Raw genomic sequence first — 23,764 nt, 5'->3', positions numbered from 1 at the left:
TCCAAAGCATGGAATTGAACGGTGTACGTGTTTCACGTGAAACACAGGAGCGACTTCAGCATTTCGCTGAGCTCTTCCAGAAGTGGGCGAAGACGATAAACCTTGTTGCGCCCTCGACCATCGACGATCTCTGGCGCCGTCATATTGCCGATAGCGCTCAAATTTTTCAGCTTCATCCCACGCCGAGCCATTGGGTCGATCTCGGTAGCGGCGGTGGCTTTCCTGGGGTGATAACGGCGATTCTCCTGGCCGAAACGGGCGTCGGCCATGTCGATTTAATCGAAAGCAACCAGAAGAAGGCCGCTTTCCTGCGGGTTTGCCTGCGGGAATGCGAAGCCCGGGGCGCGGTTCACGCGGTTCGCATCGAGGAGGCGCCGGGCAATGTCAGACATTGCGACTTGATCTCGGCGCGGGCTCTTGCGGAGCTGGACTTGCTGCTGGACTACGCAGCTCCTTGGGTTGAGCGCAATGAAAATCTGCGCCTTTTCCTGCATAAAGGCCGGGATTACGAGCGTGAGCTTGGGAAAGCCCGTGGCCGTTGGGAATTCGATCTGGTAAAACATCGAAGTGTCGTCGAGCGAGATTCGGTTATTTTGGAGCTCAATCGCCTGCGACGCCTGAATTAACCATCATTGGATATGCGGCAGATGATCGGCGAACGAAACCGGATTATTACCATCGCAAATCAGAAGGGCGGCGTCGGCAAGACCACGACCGCCATCAACTTGGCGACTGCGCTTGCCGCGATCGGCGAGCGCGTTCTGATCGTCGATCTCGATCCGCAGGGCAATGCCAGCACGGGTCTCGGTATCGAGCGGCGGGATCGGAAGCTCTCTTCCTACGATCTCCTGGTTGGCACTCATTCGGTCATGGATACCGTTCAGGAAACCGCTGTTCCTAATCTTTTCATTGTGCCATCGACAATGGATTTGCTCGGTATCGAGATGGAGATCGCGCAGCAGTCGGATCGCGTCTTTAAGCTACGTCGGGCGTTGAATGCCTCGGAGGCCCTCGCCTTCTCCTATATTCTCGTCGATTGCCCGCCTTCTTTCAATTTGCTGACGATGAATGCCATGGCGGCGGCTCATTCGGTGCTCGTGCCGTTGCAGTGCGAATTTTTCGCACTGGAAGGCCTCAGCCAGCTCCTGGAAACCGTCGATCAGGTGCGCCGTACAGTCAATCCGTCTCTGGATATTCAGGGGATCGTTTTGACGATGTTCGATTCCCGCAACAATCTGGCGCAGCAGGTGGTCAGCGATGTCCGCACTCACCTAGGAGAAAAAGTCTACCATACGTTGATCCCGCGCAACGTACGCGTGTCCGAGGCGCCTTCTTACGGTAAGCCAGCCATTCTCTACGACCTGAAGTGTGCGGGCAGCCAAGCCTATCTGCAACTGGCCTCGGAAGTGATCCAGAGAGAACGGCAGCGCAAGGCTGCCGCATGAAATAGTATTGTTCCAGAGTGAGTATTGGTGATGAATGATGATCTTTCGAAGCGGCGTCTCGGGCGCGGACTGGCGGCTCTCATCGGTGAGATGGACCAGCCGACGCCGGTGGATGCGGGTAAGCCGGCTGTCAATCCGGATCGCCTTGTACCGATCGAATTCATCAGCCGTAATCCGAGAAACCCGCGTCGCTATTTCGATGAGACCGAGCTGCATGATCTGGCCAGCTCTATCCGCCAACACGGCATCGTCCAGCCGGTTGTCGTACGCACGGTTTCGGCGGACCGCTATGAAATCATAGCCGGCGAAAGGCGATGGCGGGCCGCGCAGCTCGCCGGCCTGATCGAAATTCCGGTCATTGTCCGGGATGTCGACGACAAGACCGCCCTTGAAATTGCGATCGTTGAAAACGTCCAGCGCGCCGATCTCAACCCGCTGGAAGAGGCATTGGGTTATGAGCAACTGATTGCCGAGCACGGCTATACGCAAAACGACCTTGGCGAAATCATCGGTAAAAGCCGCAGCCATGTCGCCAATTCACTACGGCTGCTGAAGCTGCCCGATACGGTGCGCGATATGCTTGCCAGCGGCAGTCTTTCTGCCGGCCATGCGCGTGCCCTGGTGTCGACCTCCGATCCGGCCTCGCTGGCCCGCACCATTGTCTCCAAAGGCATGTCGGTGCGTGATGCTGAGCGGTTGGCGCAGAATGACATCAAGGCGCAGAACGATCCCCGTCCCGCAGGCGCCCGCAAGGACGAAAAGGATTCTGACACGCTGGCGCTGGAGCGCACGCTCTCCGATACGCTCGGTCTGGACGTTTCGATCAACCATCGCGGCAATGGCGGCCAGGTGAAGATCAGCTATAAGACGCTGGAGCAGCTCGAGGAGATTTGCCGGCTGCTGGAGCGGCGCTAAAGGCAAACGGTAGCCCTGGCGATTACAGTCAGCATACCGAGGCAAAACCGGGTCCATCAGGAATGGGCTCATAACCTTTCCTGTCATTTCCGGTGAAGCATCAACCTTTTCGAGCCGATTGCAAGGTGGTCGACAATAGGGTCTGAGTGGCAATAGTATCTTCCAGGCTAGCCCGCTGGCGTGTCTGGAGAATCGCTGTCTGCAATCTATTCATTTCCCGGGCAATGGCCGGCGCGGTCCAGCTTCTCAGCGCCTGTTCGATGATGGGCTTGCGGCGGAAATGCAGATGACGGCCATGTGTCTGCATGACCTGGGCGGGAGCGATCCGCTTTTCATCCATCTCTGCTCGCATCGTATCAAGCATCTGAAACTGCCTCAAACAGCCCTGAAGCACGAGGAACATCGGAGTTTTGGATGAAGCAATTCTCTGCATCGCGCGCAGGAAAGCCTCCGAATCACCCTTCAGGATGGCGTCGACCGCGTCATCTGCGGAAACCGCGCTGGCGTCACCGATAATTTCGATGACGTGCTGCTCCTCGATCATGTCCTGACCGCGGCAATAAAGGGCAAGCTTGCGAACCTCATTGCGGGAGGCGATGCGATCGCCGCCAAGAAGCTCCAGCAGTGTCTGGCGAGCCGCCTGCGTGATGCGCAGCCCTTCGTTTGCCAGCTCAGTATCGATCAGGCTGTTGAGAGCCCTAATGTCATCAGCATAGCAAGGGATCGTGGCGATGCTGCGAGCCGGCTCCGCGACCTTGCGTAGCCCCGATCCTTTCTTGAGATCACCGGCTTCGATAATGACGAAGCTCGCATCTGGAGGATTGCCAGCAAGGATCTGCAGCGAATCGATGAGCGCCTTTTCGTTGGCGGCACCGCGAATCCAGACGAGCTTCTCGCCGCCGAACAAACCGATGGCGTTTACTTCATCGAGCAGGCGGCCGGCATCATTCTGCAGATCCGCGACGTCGAGCTTGATGAGAGAGAAGGCGTCGTTCAGGTCTACGCCGGTCTTGCCGGCGATTTGGGCGGCACGTTCGGATACCAAGCCACGATCCGGCCCATAAATGACAAAGATGCGGTAGTTTCGCGCGGCATTTTGGAGAAATCCGTCGAATTCGTGAGACTTGATTTCCGCCATGCCGCGCTCTTTGTCAGTGGCTGAGTGCAGCTGCTATGTCGGCAGCCACCATCTCGGCAACTTCGCGGGCGGCCCGATCTTCCGAATCCCGGATCGCGCGCTGCTTGGCGAATTCCTGTGTCGGGAAGTCGACAAGCGACGTCACCGAGCGGCTGCCGGATTTAAGGACCTTACCGGTGACTGCTTCCTTCAACGTAAAGGACGCCGTCACCGTGGTGCGGCCGGCGGCCGACGTACTGGACGACGGCAGATAGATAACGCCTCCCGTACCGGAGGTGACACTGAGGTCAACGGTATATTTCGGCGTCTTCGTTTCGCCGGCGCCCCGGCCCGCAATGAAGATCAGCTGATTGCGGACCTGCAGTCCGACGCGCGAACCGACGTCGGAGAAAGCGACTTCGGAGAGCTTCTGCGTCACACCGGTGCTGACGGCATACAGCGGCCGAACTTGGCAGGAGGACAGAAGGCCGGCAACAGCCACAAGGGAAGCGACGCCAGCGATGCGGGCGAACTTGAAAAGACTATCAGACGACAATGTTTACGATCCTCTGTGGAACGACGATGATCTTCTTTGGCGCCTGACCATTCAATGCGCTCGTAACGGCATCCAGGGCGAGCACGGCTTGCTGCACGGCATTCTGATCTGCATCGCGCGCGATTGTCAATTCGGCGCGCTTCTTGCCGTTGATCTGAACGGGATAGACGATTTCGTTTTCGATGACGAGCGCCTCGTCATAGACCGGCCATGCACTGGTCGCGACCATATGCGTGTTGCCGAGGGCGGCCGAGCATTCTTCGGCCAGATGCGGCGTGATCGGCGCAACCAGCGAAATCAGGATTTCGACGGCCTCGCGGACAGCGGAGCGATAGGCGCCATCCGCCTGACCGGCCGCCACCTTGCCGAGTGGTGCGGCCAGCGCATTGACGAATTCGTAGATGCGCGCCACGGCCTTGTTGAAGGCGAGCTTATCGTAATCACCTTGAACGGCCTTCAACGTACGATGGGCGACCTGCGAAATCGCCAGCCCCTCGCCTTCCTTAGCCGGAGTCGATTCAACTGTCTTCAGAGCATCGGCGGCTTCCGACACCAGCCGCCACATGCGTTGCGTGAAACGATGCGCGCCTTCGACGCCGGCTTCCGACCAGATGACGTCGCGATCGGGCGGCGAATCGGAGAGCACGAAGAAGCGAGCCGTATCGGCGCCGTAGGAGGCGATGATGTCATCCGGATCGACGACGTTCTTCTTCGACTTCGACATTTTTTCGATCGAGCCGATGGCGATGTCCTCGCCGGTCGACAGCAGCGTGGCGCGGCGCTGGCCGTCCACTTCCTCGATCTTGATATCCGCCGGCGAAACCCATTCGCGCGTCAGGCCATTGCCGCGGCTATAGGTCTCGTGCACGACCATCCCTTGCGTGAACAGGCCCTTGAAAGGCTCCTTCACGTCAAGATGGCCGGTTTCGCGCATCGCGCGCGTGAAGAAGCGCGAATAGAGCAGGTGCAGGATCGCGTGCTCGATGCCGCCGATATACTGATCGACCGGCAGCCAGTGGTTAGCCGCCTTTTGATCCGTCGGCTGGTTTTCCCAGGGAGCAGTGAAGCGGGCGAAATACCAGCTCGAATCGACGAAGGTGTCCATCGTATCGGTTTCCCGCCGCGCATCCTTGCCGCACTGCGGACAGGCGACATGCCGCCAGGTGGCGTGCCGGTCGAGCGGGTTGCCTGGCTGGTCGAAGGTGACGTCGTCGGGCAACCGGACCGGCAGATCCTGCTTCGGCACCGGCAGCACGCCGCAATCGTCGCAATGGATGACCGGGATCGGGCAGCCCCAATAGCGCTGCCGGGAAATGCCCCAGTCGCGCAGACGGAAATTCACCTTGCGCTCGGCCTGCGGCGCGTTGCCAAGACTCGTTTCCGAAAGCTTCGTTGCCACCGTCTCGAAGGCTTCCTCGGTGCTCATGCCGTCGAGGAAGCGCGAGTTGATCATGACGCCATCACCATCATAGGCAGTGTCGCCGACGGTAAAGCTCGCAGCATCGCCATCAGCGGGCATGACGACGGGAACGACGGGCAGGCCGTACTTGCGGGCGAAGTCCAGGTCGCGCTGGTCGCCGGACGGGCAGCCGAAGATGGCGCCCGTGCCATAGTCCATCAGCACGAAATTGGCGATGTAGACTGGCAGTTCCCAGGACGGATCGAAGGGGTGACGGACGCGGATACCGGTGTCCATGCCTTTCTTTTCCGCGGTTTCCAGCGCGGCCAGCGAGGTGCCGGCACGACGGCATTCCTCGCAGAAAGCCTCGATCGCCGGATCCTTGGCAGCCGCTTCCTTGGCCAGCGGATGGTCGGCAGAGATCGCCAGGAAGGAGGCGCCGAACAATGTATCGGGGCGGGTCGTGTAGACCGTGATCTCGCGATCGCTATTGGGAGCGGTTTCGGCCACGATTTCCCAGCGGACGGTCAGGCCTTCCGACCGGCCGATCCAGTTCTTCTGCATCAGCCGCACTTTTTCCGGCCAATGATCGAGTGTGTCCAGGGCATCCAGCAGATCCTGGCTGAACTCGGTGATCTTGAAGAACCACTGCGTCAGCTCGCGCTGTTCCACAAGCGCGCCGGAACGCCAGCCGCGGCCGTCGATGACCTGCTCGTTGGCGAGAACGGTGTTATCGACCGGATCCCAGTTGACCTTCGATTTCTTGCGGTAGACCAGACCTTTCTCCATCATGTCGATGAAGAGCATCTGCTGGCGATGATAATAGTCCACATCGCAGGTCGCGAATTCGCGGCTCCAGTCCAGCGACAGGCCCATGGCCTTCAGCTGGGTGCGCATCGAGGCGATGTTCTGGTAGGTCCATTCCTTGGGATGCACCTTGTTGTCGCGCGCTGCGTTTTCTGCCGGCATGCCGAAGGCGTCCCAACCCATCGGATGCAGCACGTTGTAGCCGCGGGCGCGCTTGTAGCGGGCAACGACATCGCCCATGGCGTAGTTGCGCACATGGCCCATGTGGATGCGGCCCGACGGATAGGGAAACATCTCCAGAACGTAGTATTTCTCACGCGGATCGGCATTGTCTGTCGCGAAGACCTTTTCTTCGTTCCATTTTTCCTGCCAGCGGGGCTCGGCATCGCGCGGATTATAACGTTCGGTCGTCATCTGATCTTGTATTCCGGAAAATCATGGGGAGTTAGGGGGTGACCTTCACCACGAAACTACCCAAGCGTCAAGTTTAGCGGTTGCGGCAAGTGCCTTATCTTGCAAAGCAAAGCCGGATTCGGCCGTATTCGCCCTTGGCAAAGCCTGCCCGCCTCATTACTGCAAGGGTTGAAAAAGCAAGCGAACATATCGAGGCGAAAAGATGGAACTTCAAGAGCGCCTGAACGAAGTCCGTTCCCATATCGCTGCGGCCGAGCGTCAGGCCGGCCGGCCGGCGGGTTCCGTGCAGCTCGTTGCCGTTTCGAAGACTTTCGATGCCGACCAGATCCGCCCGGCGATTTCGGCCGGCCAGCGTGTGTTCGGCGAAAACCGTGTGCAGGAAAGCCAGGCAAAATGGCCGGAGCTGAAGGCCGAAACGCCCGGGATCGAGCTGCACCTGATCGGCCCGCTGCAATCGAACAAGGCGGCCGATGCCGTGGCGCTGTTCGACGTCATCGAGACGATCGACCGGGAAAAGATCGCCCGCGCCATCGCCGATGAAATGAAGGTGCAGGGCAAGGTTTTGCGGCTTTATGTGCAGGTCAATACCGGGCTGGAACCGCAAAAGGCCGGGATCGCCCCTAATGACACAGTCGCTTTCGTCGATTTCTGCCGCAAGGAACTCGGACTTCCGGTCGAAGGCCTGATGTGCATTCCGCCCGCGGAGGAAAATCCGGGGCCGCATTTTGCCCTCCTGGCAAAGCTCGCCAAGCGGGCCGGCGTCGAAAAGCTCTCCATGGGCATGTCTAGCGACTACGAAATTGCCGTCGCCTTCGGCGCGACAAGCGTCCGGGTCGGTTCTGCGATTTTCGGGGCGCGATAAATTCGGTCGAAAATAAAAGCCACGGCTACCGCCTCGTGGTTCGAGGCTCCGGCCTCACGGCCTACGCACCTCACCATGAAGGCTAGTTTCCTGCGCAAGACGGTACGTTAAACTGTGCCTCAGCTACAGGAGCTGGGCCTTACACCGCAGAGCGCTTCCATCCTCACCCTGAGCCCGTCAAAGGACGAGTTGGCCGTGTCTCCCGACAAAAAACCCCGGCTGTGAAAACCGGGGCTTCGTAAATCTGCGATGAAACCGGATCTTAGAACTGGTCGTCGTCCTCGTCGTCGCGGCTGGTCGACTTCAGCGACTTCAGCTTGGCGAAAACGGCGTCGGCGTCGATTTCCTTTTCCTTCTCGTCATCGCGATCATAGCTGAAGCCGAGCTTTTCGGTTTCCTGAGCCGGCTGCAGGGTCGCGCCGAGTTCGGCGGCGGTCGGCAGCGGACGGCCCTTGGAGGCCTTTTCGACTTCCATGTCAAGGTCTATCTGGCTGCAGAGGCCGAGCGTGACCGGATCCATCGGCGTCAGGTTGGCTGCGTTCCAGTGCGTGCGGTCGCGGATCTGTTCGATGGTCGACTTGGTGGTGCCGACGAGGCGGGAAATCTGCGCATCCTTCAGTTCCGGATGGTTGCGCACCAGCCACAGGATGGCGTTCGGGCGATCCTGCCGCTTGGAGACTGGCGTGTAACGCGGGCCGCGGCGCTTGGATTCCGGCACGCGGACCTTCGGCTCGGAAAGTTTCAGCTTGTGGTTCGGATTGGCTTCGGCGCGGGCGATTTCGTCACGCGTCAGCTGGCCGGTCGAGATCGGGTCGAGGCCCTTGATGCCCTGTGCGGCTTCACCGTCGGCAATGGCCTTCACTTCGAGCGGGTGCAGCCTGCAGAACTGCGCGATCTGGTCGAATGACAAGGCCGTATTGTCGACAAGCCAGATGGCGGTTGCCTTCGGCATGAGCAATTGTTGAGCCATGGATATAGTCCTTCTGTCAGTCCGCGCCGGTGTCGCGGTCCGGGGTGTAACACCACATTGTCCGGGAAATACGGCCCTATATAGCGACAGTGTCGCGGAATTGCAATTCTTTGCGGATGAAATGCACTTTGTCCAATTGCTGTCGTAGTTTGACCTGCTATTTATTGCGCGGAAAGAGTGCTCGCGGTTACAAATCGGAGTGCTAGGGATTTGAGGAGGAAACAATGTCGGAGAAGATCCATCCCGTGATGAAACCGGTTAAGGCACGCGCCCTGATCGACAAGGCGAAGTACCAGAAATGGTATGAGCAGAGCGTCGAGGATCCCGACAAGTTCTGGGGCAAGCACGGCAAGCGCATCGACTGGTTCAAGCCCTACACGAAGGTCAAGAACACGTCCTTTACCGGCAAGGTGTCGATCAAGTGGTTCGAGGATGGCGTCACCAACGTCTCCTACAATTGCATCGACCGGCATCTGAAGAAACATGGCGATCGCGTCGCCTTCATCTGGGAAGGCGACAATCCCTATATCGACAAGAAGATCACTTATAGTGAGCTCTATGAGCAGGTCTGCCGGCTCGCGAATGTGCTGAAGAAGCACGGCGTCAAGAAGGGCGACCGCGTCACCATCTACATGCCGATGATCCCGGAAGCCGCCTATGCGATGCTGGCCTGCGCCCGCATCGGCGCGGTGCATTCGGTCGTCTTCGGCGGCTTCTCGCCGGAAGCGCTTGCCGGCCGCATCGTCGATTGCGCCTCGACCGTCGTCATCACCTGCGATGAAGGTGTCCGCGGCGGCAAGTCCATTCCGCTGAAGGAAAATACCGATACGGCGATCCAGATCGCCGCCAAGCAGAAGGTCGCGGTCAAGACCGTGATCGCCGTGCGCCGCACCGGCGGCAAGGTTGCCTGGGAGCCCGGCCGCGATGTCTGGTATCACGAGGAAACCGCCAAGGTGAAGGCGGATTGCCCGCCGGCGAAGATGAAGGCGGAAGACCCGCTCTTCATCCTCTATACCTCCGGTTCCACGGGCAAGCCGAAGGGCGTGCTGCACACGACGGCCGGTTATCTCGTCTATGCGGCGATGACGCATGAATATACGTTCGACTATCACCCCGGCGATATCTATTGGTGCACGGCCGATGTCGGCTGGGTCACCGGCCATTCCTATATCGTCTACGGGCCGCTCGCGAATGCCGCGACCACGCTGATGTTCGAAGGCGTGCCGAACTACCCGGATCAGGGCCGTTTCTGGGATGTGATCGACAAGCACAAGGTCAATATCTTCTATACTGCGCCGACGGCGATCCGTTCGCTGATGGGCGCCGGCGATCAGTTCGTCAAGCGCGCTTCGCGCTCCAGCCTGCGCATTCTCGGCACGGTCGGCGAGCCGATCAATCCGGAAGCCTGGGAATGGTATTACAAGGTGGTCGGCGACAGCCGCTGCCCGATCGTCGATACCTGGTGGCAGACAGAAACCGGCGGTCACATGATCACGCCGCTTCCGGGCGCGACCGATCTCAAGGCCGGTTCGGCCACCCTGCCCTTCTTCGGCGTGCAGCCGCAGCTGGTCGACAATGAAGGCAATGTGCTGGAAGGGGCGGCCGACGGCAATCTCGTCATCACCGACAGCTGGCCCGGCCAGATGCGCACTGTCTATGGCGACCATGAGCGCTTCATCCAGACCTACTTTTCCACCTACAAGGGCAAGTACTTCACCGGCGACGGCTGCCGCCGCGATGAGGACGGCTACTACTGGATCACCGGCCGCGTCGACGACGTACTCAACGTCTCGGGCCATCGTCTCGGTACGGCGGAGGTGGAATCGGCGCTCGTATCCCACAAGCACGTCTCGGAAGCCGCCGTCGTCGGCTATCCGCATTCGATCAAGGGCCAGGGCATCTATTGCTACGTGACGCTGATGGTCGGGATGGAAGGCACCGAAGCGCTACGGCAGGAATTGGTAAAGCATGTCCGCGCCGAAATCGGCCCGATCGCCTCACCCGACAAGATCCAGTTCACACCCGGCCTGCCGAAAACCCGCTCAGGCAAGATCATGCGTCGCATCCTGCGCAAGATCGCCGAGGACGACTTCGGCGCTCTCGGCGATACCTCGACGCTCGCTGATCCTGCTGTTGTCGATGATCTGATCGCCAATAGGCAGAACAAGGCGGATGCGGCTTGATGCAAGTGGGAGCGCCGCTCCCACTCATATCGTAAAATCAGGAAATTTGCGTTGGCGAGGGCTTGTCTCTCGCCAATTTTTTTCACGTGAAACCTTCACTGATTTCGAGAGCTCATTGCAAAAGCCAGATTGGCAAGTCTGGATATTCCACGGATCGCCCTCAGCAATGAGCTTTCCTTCGTCAATAAGGGCCATTAATCGCGCATGCAGCATTATGTCGCCAACTTGGTAGTAGGGTTCGGAAATTGAACCCATTGTCTCTCCAATAATGCGCGCCTGGTTCCGATAGGGGAAGTACAGTTCATATCAACGTAGCGAATGCACTCGAACTTCGTCGAGAATCAAAAATCAATCGCGCGGCCGTTGATTTCCCAGTCGCCGAAGCGCGCGGGGTCGGCACCGCCGCGGCCGCCGATTTCGGGGGGAAGTTCGGCCTGCGCTTGAGCTTCCTGCGCCTTACGGCGCTCCTCGGCTTCGGCAAGCGCGCGCTTGGCGGCGGGCGAGAGTGGCTTGCGGGTGATATCGCCGGCTTCGGTGTCGAGTTTATTGTCGTTATCTGCGGTTTGCATGGTCTCGCGCGACCTCCGAAATATTGAAATGGAGGGAGGAATAGCCAAATCATAGTGCGTCCGGCCGCAAAGAGAAAGGTTTGGACGACAGATGTGTTGGAGACCTCTCGATGAATCTCATGCGTACTGCCATGCTGCTTGCCTTCATGACCGCTTTGTTCATGGGCGTCGGCTATCTGATCGGCGGTCAATCGGGCATGCTGATCGCATTGGTCGCCGCCGCGGGCATGAATTTCTTTTCCTACTGGAATTCCGACCGCATGGTGCTGTCAACCTATGGTGCTCAGGAGGTGGATGAGCGTAGCGCGCCGGAATTCTACCGCATCGTCCGCGATCTCGCCCGCAACGCCGGCCTGCCGATGCCTAAGGTTTATCTCTATGACAGCCCGCAGCCGAACGCCTTTGCAACGGGCCGCAATCCGGAAAACGCCGCTGTTGCAGCCTCCACCGGCCTGCTGCACGCGCTGACGCCGGAGGAAGTAGCCGGCGTGATGGCACACGAGCTTGCGCACGTGCAGAACCGCGACACGCTGACCATGACGATCACGGCGACGCTTGCCGGTGCCATCTCCATGCTCGGCAATTTCGCTTTTTTCTTCGGCGGCCGCCGCGACAACAACAATCCGCTCGGCATGGTCGGCGTTCTCGTGGCGATGATCGTCGCCCCCCTGGCTGCCATGCTGGTGCAGATGGCGATCAGCCGGACGCGCGAATATTCTGCCGACCGCCGTGGCGCGGAAATCTGCGGCAATCCGCTTTGGCTCGCCTCCGCGCTCGGCAAGATCGCTCGCGGTGCAGCGCATATTCCGAACGAAGAGGCCGAAGGCCATCCGGCGACCGCGCATATGTTCATCATCAATCCGCTCTCCGGCGAACGCATGGACAATCTGTTTTCCACCCATCCGAATACGGAAAACCGCATCGCCGCGCTGCATGACATGGCTCGTTTCGGTGGCGGCGGCGGCTCGCCTATGACATCCTCTTCTGCCCCATCTTCCGGCTTTGGCTCGACGGGGCCGTCCTTCACTGATAATCCGGGGCGCAAATCGCGTTCCGTGCCGAATACGGGTCGCGGTGGTTCGCAACCGCCGAAGGGTCCCTGGTCTTGAGTTCTGACACGAAAACCAAAGCTTCCAATAGAGACGGAAAACGATCGGGCAAGCGGCCGCAGCAATCGCGGCCGCTTGATTCGTCTCCGCCCAAGCCCGGGCTTGAGGCCCGCGCGGCGGCGTCAAAGATTCTGGGAGCCGTGCTCGACCGCAAGACGCCGCTCGACGGCATGCTCGATGCCGAAGGTGGCAGTGCCGCCTATACCACGCTCAGCGACAGCGACCGGGCACTGGTACGGGCCATCCTGAACAGCGCGTTGCGGCACCTGCCGCGCATCGAGGCGGCGATATCGTCGTTGCTGGATTCGCCGCTGCCGGAAGGCGCCCGTGCCCTGCATCATGTGCTCGTCGTTGGTGCTACGCAGATCCTCTATCTTGACGTGCCGGATCATTCCGCCGTCGATCTTGCTGTCGAGCAAGCCAATCGCGATCCGCGCAATCGCCGTTTCGCTAAGCTGGTCAACGCCATTCTCCGCCGCATCGGCCGCGAAAAGCAGGAAATCCTCGAGCGGGTTGCGAACGTGCCGGCCATGCCGGCCTGGTTCCTGTCCCGCCTGGAAGCGGCCTATGGCGCCCCCGCCGCGCTAAAGATTTCTGACACGCAGCTCGAGCCTGCCGCGATCGACCTCACGGTCAAATCCGATCCCGAAGGCTGGGCGAAGCGGTTGAACGGCGTAGTGCTGCCGACCGGCGGCGTGCGGCTTGCCGCTTTCGAAGGGTCCATTCCCTCGCTGGAAGGCTTCAATGAGGGTGAGTGGTGGGTTCAGGATGCCGCCGCCAGCATTCCCGCAAAGCTTTTCGGCTCGCTGACCGGCAAGCGGGTGGTGGATCTCTGCGCAGCACCTGGCGGCAAGACGGCGCAACTCATTCTCGCCGGCGCTAAGGTCACGGCCCTCGATCAATCCGCCAATCGGCTGAAGCGGCTGTCCGGTAATCTGGCACGCCTGAGCTTCGAGGCAGAAACCGTCGTTGCCGATATGAGCAAATATCGCCCTGACGAACTCTTCGACGCGGCTCTTCTCGATGCCCCCTGCTCCTCGACTGGAACGACACGCCGCCATCCGGACGTGCTGTGGACCAAGGGACCGGAGGATATCGCCAAGCTGGCCGCCCTGCAGGAGCGCCTGCTGCGCCATGCCCTGACATTGGTCAAGCCGGGCGGTGTGGTGGTCTTCTCCAATTGCTCGCTCGATCCCGAGGAGGGCGAAGATCTGGTCGCGCGCCTCCTCTCCGATACCGACAATGTCGAGCGCATACCGATCGCTGCGAGCAATTGGCCAGGTCTCGAAACGGCGATCTCGCCGCTTGGAGCGTTCCGCACCACGCCGGACATGCTGCCGCTTGCCGATGGCTTTGCTTCCGGTCTCGACGGCTTCTTTGCCGTCGTGCTTCGCCGCACGCGTTAGTTCCCCGGCTCAGATCGCTTTTACCGGATGGTTAAAAAACCGGTGAACATGTCTTTAATTGGTATATTTGTAACCTCTTTTTAACCACGGGTAGTGAGAGTAAGCAGAAGCAAATATGCAGATCTGCGGCAGGGTTTTGTGAGTTCATACATGCGGGAAGCATGGCGGCGGATGTCGCGCCGCGCGGCGTTGACGCGATTGCGTCTCACCCGCCACACGATGCGTGTGCCGGAGCGCTTGATCGTGGCACCGACCGACCTGCGTAGCATCGATCCCTTTTTCGTCGAAGAGCTTTTGAACGGCCGCATTCTGCTCGCCGGGCGCGTCCTGGAAACGCAGGGCGCATCGCCCTTTTCGCTGGAGCTGCCATCGCTGGCCTTTGCCGCCCGGCTGCATAATTTTCGCTGGCTGCGGCATTTACGGGCGGAAAAGAGTGATCAGGCCTCAGCCGCGGCGCGGTTGATCCTCACCGACTGGATTGCCGTCCACGGCCGCCGGCTGCATGGCCTTGCCTGGTCGCCCGATATAGCGGCGCAGCGGCTGATCGCGCTTCTATCGCATTCGCCCGTACTCCTGCAGGGCACGGATAGTGCTTTCTACCGCCGCTTCATGCGCATGCTCGTCTTCCATGTGCGCTTTCTGCGGCGGATCGTTGCGTCATCGCCTGATGGGATCACAAGGTTCCGCGTGCGTATCGCGCTTGCCATGGCCTCGGTCGCCATGCCGAGCAGTTCCCTTACACTGAAGCGAGCGGGGCAGGCACTCGACCGGGAGATCGACCGGCAAATCCTGCAGGATGGCGGCCATATCTCGCGCAATCCGCGGGCATCGCTCGAGCTCCTGCTCGATCTGCTGCCGCTCCGCCAGACCTATGTCAATCTCGGCCATGACGTGCCGATCCGGCTCATTCCCGGCATCGACCGCATGTATCCGGCACTGCGCTTCTTCCGCCATCAGGATGGCGATCTGGCGCTGTTCAACGGTGCGACCTCGACGCTCGCCAACGAGCTGATGTCGGTGCTGCGCTATGACGAAACAGCAGGGCAGGCCTTCAAGGCGCTGCCGCATACCAAATATCATCGGTTAGCGGCCGGTCCGGCCGTCGTCATCGTCGACGTGGGAACCGCGGCTTCGGCCGATCTCAGCCGCACGGCCCATGCCGGCTGTCTTTCCTTCGAAATGTCGTCGGGCAAGACGCGCTTCATCATTAATTCCGGTTCGCCGGAGTTTGCGGGCGATCGCTTTGCGCAAACCGCGCGGGCGACCGCGGCGCATTCGACCGTCACGCTCAACGACACCTCGTCCTGTCAGTTCTCCAAATCGAAATCGCTTGGGCCGATCATGGTCAGCGGCGTCAAGAAGGTCATCGTCGAGCGCGCCGAGACGGAAGACGGGCGAGACTATGTCCGCGCCGCGCATGACGGCTATCTCTCCGCCTTCGGCTATGTTCATGAGCGCGAGATTAGTCTGAATGCCAGCGGCACGATCGTCGCCGGCCGCGACCGGTTCTTCGCGCCGGAAGGCAAGAAGCATCAGCCGAAGGGTGAGGGCATTGCTTCGGCCCGCTTTCACATTCACCCCTCCATCAGCCTGCTGCAGACCGAGACGGATGCCGCGCTGCTGATCGCGCCGGATGGCGAGACCTGGGTCTTCTCCTCGCCCGGCAATGAAGTGCTTGTGGCGGAGGATATCTTCTTTGCCGATCCCTCGGGCATACGCTCCTCCGATCAGCTCGAGATCGTCTTCCGGATCACGGAAAAGCCGGAAATCCGCTGGTTTTTATCGCATCGGCCATAGGCTAAGCGCGTGAGCTATGCTAACGGGGCGGCATTATCCGTCCCGCGCCTTCCCGCCGGACGCGTCATCTCCCTATGCTAGACCGGAGAAAGCCAATGGCCGTCGTTTCCAAGAAAATTCCCGCCCCCGACAAGGTGAAGGTGAAAACCGCGCTTCTGTCCGTCTTCGACAAGACCGGCATCGTCGAGCTGGCGCGTGCGCTTAGCGAACAGGGCGTGCGCCTGCTGTCGACCGGTGGCACGCACAAGGCGATTGCTGCAGCAGGGCTTGCGGTGACCGACGTGTCGGAAGTGACGAATTTTCCGGAGATCATGGACGGCCGTGTCAAGACGCTGCATCCGAAGGTGCATGGCGGCCTGCTGGCCATCCGTGATGATGCCGAGCATCAGGCTGCGATGAAGGAGCACGGCATCGAAGGCATCGATCTTGCCGTTATCAACCTCTATCCCTTCGAGGACGTGCGCAAGGCCGGTGGCGACTATCCGACGACGGTGGAGAATATCGACATCGGCGGCCCGGCGATGATCCGCGCTTCGGCCAAGAACCATGCCTATGTAACGACGCTGACCGATCCCGCCGATTACGCCGAACTGCTGGCGCAGCTTTCCGCCGACGCCGGCCAGACGACCTATGATTTCCGCAAGCGCATGGCCGCCAAGGCTTTTGCCCGCACCGCTGCTTACGACGCGATGATCTCCAACTGGTTTGCCGAAGCGCTCGATATCGCCACGCCGCGCCACCGTGTCATCGGCGGCGTTCTTCGCGAGGAGATGCGCTACGGCGAGAACCCGCACCAGAAGGCGGCTTTCTACCTGACCGGCGAAAACCGGCCCGGCGTCTCGACGGCGACGCTCATCCAGGGCAAGCAGCTGTCCTACAACAACATCAACGACACCGACGCGGCCTATGAGCTCGTTGCCGAATTCCTGCCGGAAAAGGGGCCAGCCTGCGCGATCATTAAGCACGCCAATCCCTGCGGCGTTGCCACCGGCCCAAGCCTGGCGGAAGCCTATAAGCGGGCGCTTGCGTGCGATTCCACCTCCGCCTTCGGCGGCATCATCGCGCTGAACAGCCTGCTTGACGCAGAAACGGCCGAAGAGATCGTCAAGCTCTTCACCGAGGTCATCATCGCGCCTGAAGTGAGCGAGGAAGCCAAGGCGATCATTGCCCGCAAGCCTAATCTCCGCCTGCTCGCGGTCGGCGCCCTACCCGATCCGCGTGCAGCTGGCCTGACCGCAAAGACCGTCTCCGGCGGGCTGCTGGTTCAGAACCGCGACAATGCTTTGGTCGAGGATATGGAGCTCAAGGTCGTGACCAAGCGCGCGCCGACGGCGCAGGAGCTGGAAGACATGAAGTTCGCCTTCCGCGTCGCGAAGCATGTGAAGTCGAACGCTGTCGTTTACGCCAAGGATGGCCAGACGGCCGGCATCGGCGCCGGACAGATGAGCCGCGTCGATTCTGCCCGGATCGCCGCTATCAAGGCCGAGGAAGCCGCCAAGGCCATGGGGCTTGCTGAGCCGCTGACGCGCGGTTCCGCTGTTGCTTCCGAAGCCTTCCTGCCGTTTGCCGACGGGTTGCTTTCGGCGATTGCCGCGGGCGCCACGGCCGTCATCCAGCCCGGCGGTTCGATGCGCGACCAGGAAGTGATCGACGCTGCCAACGAGCATAACGTCGCAATGGTCTTCACGGGCGTTCGCCACTTCCGCCACTGAGCGGCGGATATACCGGATTTGTAAAGCGTATATCCCGGTTGGTTTGCCAGCCGGGATTTTCTTTGCCTATTTCGCCTTGTTGGCTGGATAGGGTGTCGGCAACAGAAGTAGCAGGCCACCGGCGAGGAAGATGACGAGCGTCGCCATGCCGAGGCGGGCAGAGCCGCTCCAATAGGTCACCAGCGAGAAGAACAGGGTCGCCATGAAGCTGGTGGCGCGGCCCGAGAGCGCATAGATGCCGAAGTAACGGCCGGCCTCCGAGAGACTGACGCTGCGAGCAAGATAGGAGCGCGAGGAGGCCTGGACGGGACCGAAAGCGATGCCAATCAGCAGTCCATAGCCGATATAAGCTTTTTCCGCTGCCGTGCCGAACAGACCGCCGGCATCGAGGGTCGAAAGCGGCACGAGGCCGAAGAGCGTAAAGCCCGGTCCGGTCGATATGATGCCGAACGTCGCGACGAGCAGCAAAGTCAGGCTGATGACGACTGTTGTCTTCGATCCCAGCCAGCGATCGACATAGCCGGCGGCAAAGCAGCCGAAGATGGCGATGACGTTGAGAATGATGCCGTAGATGCCGATTTCGATCGTCGCCCAGCCAAACATGCCGGCCGCGAAGGTGCCCCCAAGGATCAAGAGCCCGTTGACGCCATCCTGATAGATCATGCGGGCGACAAGAAAGAGGCTGATGCCGCGCCGGCGCCTGAGCTCGACCAGGGTCGTGGAGAGTTCCTGTAGGCCGGAGCGGACTGCGGCGCGAAGCGGCAGGCCGCGTGCGGCATCCGGCGTGAAGAGGAACATCGGCAGAATGAAGATGAAATACCACACGGCCGAGATCGGCCCGGTGATACGCGCATCCTCGCCCAGCGTGGCGTCGAGGCCGAAGAGCGGGCTGAAGTCGAGAACGGTCTTGCCGGTCTGCGGATTGCCGGCAAGCAGGGTCACGACAGTGATCAGCACGATCATGCCGCCGAGATAGCCAAGCCCCCAGGCGGCGTTCGACAGCCTGCCGACATCGTCCTTACCGACCAGCCGCGGCATCATGGAATCGTTGAAGACGATCGAGAATTCGGCCGAGATCGAAGCCAGGATCATAAAGATCACCGGATAGATGACGGGCGATCCGGGGGCTGCGCCCCAGAGGCAGAAAAGGCTTGCAATCTTGATGACGGCGAAGAAGGCGATCCATGGTTTGCGGGCGCCGGATTGATCGGCGATCGAGCCAAGGACCGGGGAGAGAATGGCGATGATCACCGAGGAGATCGTCGCCATATTGCTCCATGTCGTCTGGGCGGAGACGGGATCGGCCGTCAGCCGCGCGACAAAATAGGGGGCGAAGATGAAGGTGGTGACGACGGTGAAGAAGGGTTGGGCCGCCCAGTCGAAAAACATCCAGCCCCAGATACCGCGTGCCGGCACTTTTGCCGGCACGTCATCGTCAACAATTTCGGTCGCCACCAGATTCTGCCCTCATTCCCTCACCCCGCATGACAGGGTCGGGCGGACTGTGTCATCTTGCCCGGCCGTTCGCAAGATCGGTGAGCAGACCGGCGGCAACGGTGATGCGGGCGAGATTGGGATCGCCGCTTTCGCTGAGGCCGCCGAGCTCTTCGGCGATGCGATTGATGCGGATACGGTCTTCCGCATGCCATGCCTGAACCGGCTGCTTGTCCTTCGGATGGTTGGACAATGCGGAAATGACGATATCGCGGCGGGCGCCGGCGATCTGGTCGAGGCTGCGCGCCAAAGCGAGGCTCTCATAATGATCGCCTGTCACGATCCGGCTGCCGGCGAGCAACAAGCGGCCGACGCGGAAGGTCTGCGAGACGGTGAAGTAGCTTTCTGCGGCCCGGTTCAGCGTATCGCCGGTGCGCTCGGCGATCTGCATGATCTCAGGCACGAGGACGAGCGCGTAGATCGTGGCGATCTCCGAAGCGAGCTTCTGCGGCAGGCCGGCGGCCTGGTATTCCGCTTCGCGAGCGGCGATTTCGGCTGCAAAATCCGCTGGGATATGAGTCAGGAAGACTGGCCGCAGCTTCTTCAGGGCAGCACCAAGCCGGCTAACGGTTTCGTCGATATCGCCCTTGGTCGCTCCGGTCTTCAGGAGGAGGCGCGTCAGCGCGGTGTAGACCTCGGTGATCTCGCCATAGACTCGGTTCTGCATCTGGCCGCCGACCTTACCGTCAAGTGCGTCGGTCTCGTTCCAGAGCCGGTCGAGATCGAAACCGTCGCGCGCGATGACGGCCGCCTTGACGACTTCGGCAGCCGATACGGCCGTCGCGTCCATCATACTGACGACAAAGCCCGGGCCACCACGGTTGATCGCTTCGTTGGCAAGCGCCGTGCCGATGATCTCGCGGCGCAGACGATGGTTTTCGATATCCGTGGCATTCGAGCGCTGCATCTTGGCCGGGAAATAGCGGCTGAGGGTGGCGGCGAAATAGGGATCGTCGGGCAGGTCGCTGGCAACGATCGCATCGAATAGAGCGATCTTGGCGTAGGAGAGCAGCACACCGATTTCAGGGCGGGTCAACGGGCGTCCGTTGGCATAGCGTTCGGCGAAGGTCTGATCGTCAGGCAGGGTCTCCACCTTGCGGTTGAGCTGCTTGGCCGCTTCCAGCACGCTCATGAAGCGGCTGAGTTCGAGAGCGTTGCCTGTGCCCTTGCGCTCTGACAGCGAGATTGCCAAGGATTGCAGATAATTGTTGCGCAGAACGAGCGCTGCGACCTCGTCGGTCATGGAGGCGAGCAGCGTGTCGCGCTTGGCGCGTGTCAGCCGGCCGTCATGCATGGCACTCGCAAGCGCGATTTTGATGTTGACCTCGACGTCGGAGGTGTTGACCCCGGCGGAGTTATCGATGGCGTCGGAGTTGCAGCGCCCGCCCTTCAGGCCATAGGCGATGCGGCCTTTCTGAGTGACGCCGAGGTTGGCGCCCTCGCCGATCACCCTGGCGCGAACCTCGTCGGCCGTGATGCGGATTGGATCGTTGGCGCGATCACCGACGTCCGAGTCCGTTTCAGCGGTTGCCTTGACGTAAGTGCCGATGCCGCCGAACCATAGCAGGTCCACCGGCGCCTTGAGGATCGCCGTCATGATCTCGAAGGGGGTTGCGACCGACTTCTCGATGCCGATGGCAGCGACCGCTTCCGGCGTCAGCGTGACCGATTTGGCCGAGCGCGAGATGATCATGGCGCCCTTCGACAGGACCGACTTGTCGAAGTCCTGCCAGCTCGAACGCGGCAGGTTGAAGAGGCGTTGCCGTTCGGCGAGCGTCTTGTCCATGTCCGGATCGGGATCGATGAAGATGTCGCGATGGTCGAAGGCGGCAAGCAGGCGGATTTTCGGCGACAGCAGCATGCCGTTGCCGAAGACGTCGCCGGACATGTCGCCGACGCCGACGACGCTGAAGGGCGTCGTCTGGATGTCGATGTCCATTTCGCGGAAATGCCGCTTCACCGTTTCCCACGCACCGCGGGCGGTGATGCCCATCTTCTTGTGATCGTAACCGGCCGAGCCGCCCGAGGCAAAGGCATCGTCCAGCCAGAAGCCGGCTTCCTGCGCCAGCGCATTGGCGGTGTCGGAGAAGGTGGCGGTGCCCTTGTCGGCGGCGACGACGAAATAGGGGTCGTCGCCGTCAAGCCGCACGGTGTCGGCCGGTGGAATGATATCGGCGCCGGAGATGTTGTCGGTGATCGACAGCAGCGTGCGGATATAGGTCTTATAGGCCTCGCGGCCGGCGTTGAAGATTTCGTCGCGGCTGCCGCCGACCGGAAGCTTCTTCGGATAGAAGCCACCCTTGGCGCCGACGGGCACGATAACAGCGTTCTTGACCTGCTGCGCCTTTACGAGGCCCAGCACTTCGGTGCGATAGTCTTCCGCACGATCCGACCAGCGCAGGCCGCCGCGCGCAACCTTGCCGAAGCGCAGGTGGACGCCCTCCACTTCGACGCCGTAGACGAAGATTTCGCGGAAGGGGCGCGGTTCGGGCAGGCCATCCAGCAGTTTCGGATCGAGCTTGAAGGCAAGCATGGCCTTTGGCGTGCCGTCGGTGTTCTTCTGGAAATAGTTGGTGCGTAGCGTCGCATCGATGGCGTTGACGTAGCGGCGCAGGATGCGGTCGTCGTCGAGGCTTGGAACGTCGGCAAGCTGGGCTTCGATGCCCGCATGCAGGTCGACAAGCTTTTTCGTGCGGTTCTTCTCGCTGAGCTTCGGATCAAGCGTGTCATGGAAGAGGCGGAAAAGCGAGGCAGCGATGCGCGGGTATTTGTCCAGGGTCGCGGCGATGTAATCCTGCGAATAGGCGATGCCTGCCTGGCGTAGATAGCGGGAATAGGCGCGGAGCACATTGGTCTCGCGAGCGGAAAGGTCGGCGGAGACGATCAGCCGGTTGAAGGCATCATTGTCGATCGTGCCGTCGAAGGCGGCGAGGAAAGCTTCCTCCAGTGCCGCGCCATGGCGGGCGAGATCGATCGTCGCGCCGCTGCGAGCTTCGAGCTCCATATCGTGAAGGACGACATGGCCGGTCGAGCCGTCCCTGCTAGTGACATAAATATCGAAGGTGCGCTCGCTCATGACGTTGAAGCCGAGATTTTCGAGGAGTGGCACGCGGCGCGACAGCGCCAGGTTGCCCTGGCCGTGAAAAATCTTCAGCGAGAAAATGTCGCCGGCCTCATCCTTGCGGATATAGAAGGCGATGCGGATCGGTTCGGCGCCGGCGGTTGCCGTGATATCAGGCAGATCGGCAACAGCGTCTTCCGGCGAGAAGGCTTCCTGAAAGGCCTGGCTGACGGAGATGCTCGGCGCCTTCGGGCCTGCCAGCATGACGAAGCGTTCGTCCCAGCGGGCGGTGATGGCGCGGATCGCCTCTTCGAGTTTCGCTTGCGGAATATGCGGCGTCTTGCCGGTGCTGCGGCCGATGATGAAATGCACGCGCGCCACGCCGCCTTCCGGGAAGGCCGGATAATAGGCGGAGACGCGACCGTCATAGACTGACTTCAGGTAGTTGCCGATCTTTTCGCGGACGACGGAATCATATTCCTCGCGCGGAACATAGACGATCACCGAGACGAAACGGTCGAAATGGTCGATGCGCGGCAGCGCCCGCACCCGCGGCCGGTCTGTCAGGTCGTTGATCTGTTCGGCGAAGCTTGCGAGCAGCGTGGTGTCGATCTGGAAGAGATCGTCGCGCGGATAGGATTCCAGCGTGTTTTCAAGCATGCGGCCGGAATGGCTCGTGGGATCGAAGCCGAAATGATCTTTGACCTTCTGTACTTTCGAGCGCAGCAGCGGCACTTCGGTTGCCGTACTGGTATAGGCTGTGGAGGTGAAAAGGCCGACGATGCGCAGCTCGCCCGTGACATTGCCGTCCGCATCGAAGCGCTTGACGCCGACATAATCCATATAGGCACGGCGGTGGACGATCGATTTGACGTTGGCTTTGGTGACGATCAGGAAATCCGGCCCGTCGAGGAAAGCGAGAATTTCCGGCGTCGTGGTGACGGCGTCCTTGCCTTGCCGGAGAACGCGCACATCCGGATTGGAAAGAATGCCGAGGCCGGTGCCCCGATCGCGCTCCACCTTGGCATTGGCGCCCTTGCCGGAATAGACATATTCGCGCATGCCGAGGAAGGTGAAATTACCATCCCGTAGCCAGGCAAGGAAGGCGAGCGCCTCGTCGCGATCGTTCTTGCGGCGGCCAGCTGCCTCATAGGTGGAAAGTTCGGAAATGACGGTATCGAGGCGCGACAGCATCGGCTTCCAGTCGGAAACGGTGAGATGCGTCTGATCGAGCACGGTCTGGACCCGCTTGGTCAGATCGGTCGCCTGCGCTGTCGTCAAGGGCGAGAGATGAAGCTGGATATGGCTGACGCGATGGGCTGGGTCGCTTGGCTGATCGGCGGAATAGAGGCTCGGCTGCTTGCCCTTCTCGATGACCAGGATAGGGTGCACCGCCATATAGAGATCGCGGTAGCTGCTGGTCACCTCGCCCATGATCGATTCGTAAAGGAAGGGCATGTTGTGGTCGGTGATGGAGAGGATCGACACGGCGGTGCCATCGGGCTCGATATTGGCGACCTGCTCGATGCTGACGCGCGGAGAGGTACCGCTCCAGGCTGCCAGTTCCCTGGCCGCGTGCCTCGCGGCAAGAGCTAGCATTTCCGGAGTGTACCGCTCCATATCGTCATTGCTGGCGCGACCGAACAGGATTTCGGGATCAAGATGCGCCTTGCCCGATGCCGCGGCTATTTTGCGTGCCGCGTCGATCTGTTTTTCCCGTTTCGGATTGGTTCTGGGCGCCATGAAATTCCTCCCGATTTTCGAATTCTGACCACAGTAGCAGAAGGTTTAGCGAAAAAACTGGCAAAAAGAATGCGGATTTGGTTGCTTTTGGACCGATTTCGCTCCGTTTTTTTAAAAATCTTGCTGGAATATGCGATCTGGATGCAAAGCAGATGAACATTGGCATGAAATTGGCGAAACACGGACGTCAACAGAGGTTTTCATG

General features: G+C 60.6%; 17 protein-coding genes. 9 read left to right on the top strand and 8 right to left on the bottom strand.

Going from position 1 to position 23,764, the window contains the following annotated elements; translation table 11 throughout:
- Positions 1–8: 8 nt before the first annotated feature.
- Genes rsmG through FHT84_RS27585 form a run of 3 tightly spaced genes read left to right on the top strand, consistent with a single transcriptional unit; the run spans position 9 to position 2,360 of the window.
- Positions 9–626, top strand: coding sequence for a 16S rRNA (guanine(527)-N(7))-methyltransferase RsmG (rsmG, locus tag FHT84_RS27595; RefSeq protein ID WP_183765226.1), 618 nt, complete (start codon positions 9–11; stop codon positions 624–626).
- Positions 627–647: 21 nt separating this feature from the next.
- Complete coding sequence (locus FHT84_RS27590; protein WP_112339874.1) at positions 648–1,445, top strand: ParA family protein; 798 nt, start codon at positions 648–650, stop codon at positions 1,443–1,445.
- Positions 1,446–1,475: 30 nt separating this feature from the next.
- Positions 1,476–2,360, top strand: coding sequence for a ParB/RepB/Spo0J family partition protein (locus tag FHT84_RS27585; RefSeq protein WP_113250807.1), 885 nt, complete (start codon positions 1,476–1,478; stop codon positions 2,358–2,360).
- Positions 2,361–2,460: 100 nt separating this feature from the next.
- Here the strand turns inward: FHT84_RS27585 and holA are convergent, their stop codons facing one another.
- Genes holA through leuS form a run of 3 tightly spaced genes read right to left on the bottom strand, consistent with a single transcriptional unit; the run spans position 2,461 to position 6,653 of the window.
- On the bottom strand, positions 2,461–3,498 hold the full coding sequence (holA, locus tag FHT84_RS27580; protein ID WP_183765229.1) for a DNA polymerase III subunit delta: 1,038 nt from the start codon (positions 3,496–3,498) through the stop codon (positions 2,461–2,463).
- 13 nt (positions 3,499–3,511) lie between these two features.
- Complete coding sequence (gene lptE, locus FHT84_RS27575; protein WP_112339871.1) at positions 3,512–4,033, bottom strand: LPS assembly lipoprotein LptE; 522 nt, start codon at positions 4,031–4,033, stop codon at positions 3,512–3,514.
- Complete coding sequence (gene leuS / locus FHT84_RS27570) at positions 4,023–6,653, bottom strand: leucine--tRNA ligase (RefSeq protein WP_113250809.1); 2,631 nt, start codon at positions 6,651–6,653, stop codon at positions 4,023–4,025. The genes lptE and leuS overlap by 11 nt, the downstream gene beginning before the upstream one ends.
- 202 nt (positions 6,654–6,855) lie before the next feature.
- Between leuS and FHT84_RS27565 the strand changes: the two genes are divergently transcribed.
- Positions 6,856–7,515 (top strand): YggS family pyridoxal phosphate-dependent enzyme, encoded by a 660-nt coding sequence (locus tag FHT84_RS27565; protein WP_113250810.1) that lies wholly within the window; start codon positions 6,856–6,858, stop codon positions 7,513–7,515.
- A 262-nt stretch (positions 7,516–7,777) separates the two neighbouring features.
- Here FHT84_RS27565 and FHT84_RS27560 read toward each other — a convergent pair whose 3' ends face one another.
- The gene (locus FHT84_RS27560; protein ID WP_112339868.1) at positions 7,778–8,485 is read right to left on the bottom strand and encodes a DUF1013 domain-containing protein; all 708 of its coding nucleotides are present in this window, start codon (positions 8,483–8,485) and stop codon (positions 7,778–7,780) included.
- Positions 8,486–8,709: 224 nt separating this feature from the next.
- Here FHT84_RS27560 and acs point away from each other — a divergent pair, with 224 nt between their 5' ends.
- Positions 8,710–10,668 carry an acetate--CoA ligase gene (gene acs / locus FHT84_RS27555; protein WP_183765231.1) on the top strand — a complete coding sequence of 653 codons (1,959 nt, stop codon included), beginning with the start codon at positions 8,710–8,712 and terminating at the stop codon, positions 10,666–10,668.
- A 24-nt stretch (positions 10,669–10,692) separates the two neighbouring features.
- Here acs and FHT84_RS27550 read toward each other — a convergent pair whose 3' ends face one another.
- Complete coding sequence (locus tag FHT84_RS27550; RefSeq protein WP_281023919.1) at positions 10,693–10,968, bottom strand: DUF3658 domain-containing protein; 276 nt, start codon at positions 10,966–10,968, stop codon at positions 10,693–10,695.
- A 41-nt stretch (positions 10,969–11,009) separates the two neighbouring features.
- The gene (locus FHT84_RS27545; RefSeq protein WP_112339865.1) at positions 11,010–11,237 is read right to left on the bottom strand and encodes a DUF1674 domain-containing protein; all 228 of its coding nucleotides are present in this window, start codon (positions 11,235–11,237) and stop codon (positions 11,010–11,012) included.
- 110 nt (positions 11,238–11,347) lie between these two features.
- Here FHT84_RS27545 and htpX point away from each other — a divergent pair, with 110 nt between their 5' ends.
- The 4 genes from htpX (at position 11,348) to purH (ending at position 17,261) form a co-directional block, all read left to right on the top strand.
- Positions 11,348–12,346 carry a zinc metalloprotease HtpX gene (gene htpX, locus FHT84_RS27540; RefSeq protein ID WP_113250813.1) on the top strand — a complete coding sequence of 333 codons (999 nt, stop codon included), beginning with the start codon at positions 11,348–11,350 and terminating at the stop codon, positions 12,344–12,346.
- Positions 12,343–13,752 carry an RsmB/NOP family class I SAM-dependent RNA methyltransferase gene (locus FHT84_RS27535; protein ID WP_183765258.1) on the top strand — a complete coding sequence of 470 codons (1,410 nt, stop codon included), beginning with the start codon at positions 12,343–12,345 and terminating at the stop codon, positions 13,750–13,752. The genes htpX and FHT84_RS27535 overlap by 4 nt, the downstream gene beginning before the upstream one ends.
- A 150-nt stretch (positions 13,753–13,902) precedes the next feature.
- The gene (locus FHT84_RS27530; RefSeq protein ID WP_113250815.1) at positions 13,903–15,549 is read left to right on the top strand and encodes a heparinase II/III family protein; all 1,647 of its coding nucleotides are present in this window, start codon (positions 13,903–13,905) and stop codon (positions 15,547–15,549) included.
- A 95-nt stretch (positions 15,550–15,644) separates the two neighbouring features.
- Positions 15,645–17,261 (top strand): bifunctional phosphoribosylaminoimidazolecarboxamide formyltransferase/IMP cyclohydrolase, encoded by a 1,617-nt coding sequence (gene purH, locus FHT84_RS27525; RefSeq protein ID WP_113250816.1) that lies wholly within the window; start codon positions 15,645–15,647, stop codon positions 17,259–17,261.
- 66 nt (positions 17,262–17,327) lie between these two features.
- On the opposite strand, the gene FHT84_RS27520 is transcribed toward purH, so the two are convergent.
- Both FHT84_RS27520 and FHT84_RS27515 read right to left on the bottom strand, forming a co-directional pair.
- On the bottom strand, positions 17,328–18,716 hold the full coding sequence (locus FHT84_RS27520; RefSeq protein WP_183765261.1) for an MFS transporter: 1,389 nt from the start codon (positions 18,714–18,716) through the stop codon (positions 17,328–17,330).
- Positions 18,717–18,768: 52 nt separating this feature from the next.
- Positions 18,769–23,559 carry an NAD-glutamate dehydrogenase gene (locus FHT84_RS27515; RefSeq protein ID WP_183765263.1) on the bottom strand — a complete coding sequence of 1,597 codons (4,791 nt, stop codon included), beginning with the start codon at positions 23,557–23,559 and terminating at the stop codon, positions 18,769–18,771.
- Positions 23,560–23,764 lie beyond the last annotated feature (205 nt).

This window comes from Rhizobium sp. BK289, from assembly GCF_014193575.1.
Lineage (GTDB): Bacteria > Pseudomonadota > Alphaproteobacteria > Rhizobiales > Rhizobiaceae > Rhizobium > Rhizobium tropici_C.
Note: the sequence above shows the minus strand (reverse complement) of the source record. Positions and strands in the feature narration are given on the sequence as shown.